Annotated in this window: 2 protein-coding genes; both read left to right on the top strand. The window is 38.6% G+C overall.

What is annotated here, in order from left to right; translation table 11 throughout:
• The coding region (locus tag AC11ZT_RS13755) for a spore germination protein (RefSeq protein ID WP_484060144.1) at positions 1 to 1,054 on the top strand (1,054 nt) is incomplete at its 5' end.
• Positions 1,055 to 1,079: 25 nt separating this feature from the next.
• The coding region (locus AC11ZT_RS13750; protein ID WP_484060143.1) for a Ger(x)C family spore germination protein at positions 1,080 to 2,111 on the top strand (1,032 nt) is incomplete at its 3' end.

Raw genomic sequence — 2,111 nt, 5'->3', positions numbered from 1 at the left:
CATTCGAACGAATACGGCACTAGTACGCAGAAAAATTAAAGATCCTAATCTTTATTGTGAGCAAAAGCAAATTGGGCGTGTAACAAAAACAAATATTGCTGTCATGTATATAAAAGGAATCGTGAATGATAAGGTTGTGCAGGAAGTACATACACGATTGGACAGAATTGATATTGATGGAATTTTAGAAAGTGGTTATATCGAAGAATTAATTCAAGATGAAGCCTATACTCCCTTCCCAACCATTTATAATTCGGAACGTCCTGATGTAGTTGCAGCTTGTCTCCTTGAGGGCCGGGTTGCCATTCTTGTTGATGGAACCCCTTTTGTTCTTATTGTCCCATCTTTATTTATACAGAGCTTTCAGGTAGCAGAAGATTATTACCAGCGAGCAGATATAAGTAGTCTTCTTAGAATGCTGCGAATAATCTGTTTTTTAATTGCATTGCTAGGGCCATCCTTTTATATTGCGGTTACTACTTATCATCAGGAAATGTTACCAACACCCCTTTTAATCAGTTTGGCTGCACAACGAGAGGGGGTTCCCTTTCCAGCTTTCGTTGAAGCAGTTATTATGGAGGTTACTTTTGAAATTCTACGCGAAGCGGGCATTCGAATGCCAAGGGCAGTAGGACAAGCTGTATCAATTGTTGGGGCCTTGGTACTTGGTCAAGCTGCCGTTGCGGCGGGAATTGTCTCTGCTTCCATGGTTATTGTTGTTTCAATTACGGCAATCGCAAATTTTGTTTTTCCTGCTTACAATATGGCAATTTCCGTACGAATGCTACGATTTCTCATGATGATGTTGGCTGCTTCGTTTGGGGTGTATGGAATCACGATTGGGATGTTAGCTCTCTTACTTCATTTAAATTCCTTACGCTCTTTCGGTGTTCCTTATATGGCTCCGTTCGGCCCATTTATTCCTGATGATGTGAAAGATACCATTTTTCGGTTTCCACAGGGGAGCTTATTAACCCGCCCCAGGTTAATTAGCCAAAAAAATGTAAAACGTAATGCAAACTCGAATAAAACCAAGCCGGAACCTAGAAAATAGCTTCAATTGCAAAGGATGAGATGAAATGAGTAAGATTTCATGGCTATTGATCGTTGTTCTTTGTCTACCTCTTCTTACAGGATGCTGGAATAGAAGGGAGTTAAACGAGCTAGCCCTAGTAGTAGCTATGTCAATTGATAAATCAGGTGATCAATACATGGTAACGGCTCAAGTAGTTGACCCCGGTGAGGTGTCCTCAAACGCAAGAGGAGGAAGTAGAGCACCTATTACTACTTATACTGATAAAGGAAAACATGTCTTTGAGGCAGTCCGAAGAATGACGACGGTTACCCCAAGAAAATTGTATTTTTCCCATCTTCAAATGCTTGTCATTAGTGAAGAAGTCGCTAAAGAAGGGATTAACAATATATTAGACCTTTTTACGAGAGACTCTGAATTTCGTAAGAATTTTTATATCGTTGTTTCTAAGGATATTCAAGCAAATGAAATCCTTAAAAATTTGACTTCTATAGAAAAAATTCCAGCACAAAAAATGCGTTCTTCTCTTGAAACGTCAGAAAAGGCATGGGCGCCAACTGTAGCTATCCAGTTGGATGAGCTTATCTCCTCTTTAACGAGTGACGGGAATAACCCTGTACTTACAGGTATCTCTATACAGGGAAATGCTGATAATGGGCAATTGATGAATAATGTGCAGAGAATTGAGCCTTTTGCTCGTTTAAAATATAAAAACATAGCTATTTTTAAGAAGGATAAATTAATTGGATGGCTTAACGAAAAGGAGAGTAAGGGCTTTAATTTTATTAAAAACAACGTGAGCAGTACAGTGGGTCATATGCCGTGTGGTAATAAAGAGACGATGGTTTTAGAAATTATGCGATCGAAAGCAAAAGTGAAAGCAAAGGTTATAAACGGAAAACCCGAAATTACAATTAATGTTAAAGCGGAAGCAAATATTGGGGAAGTTGCTTGTCACATCGATTTAACAAAACCGGAATCTATTAAGAAACTAGAGATTAATGCTGCAAAAGTGAATGTGGATCTTCTTAATACAGCTATAAAAAAAGCGAAAGATTTAGGTGTAGATATTTTTGGG

Source organism: Ectobacillus sp. (genome assembly GCF_056992975.1).
Note: the sequence above shows the minus strand (reverse complement) of the source record. Positions and strands in the feature narration are given on the sequence as shown.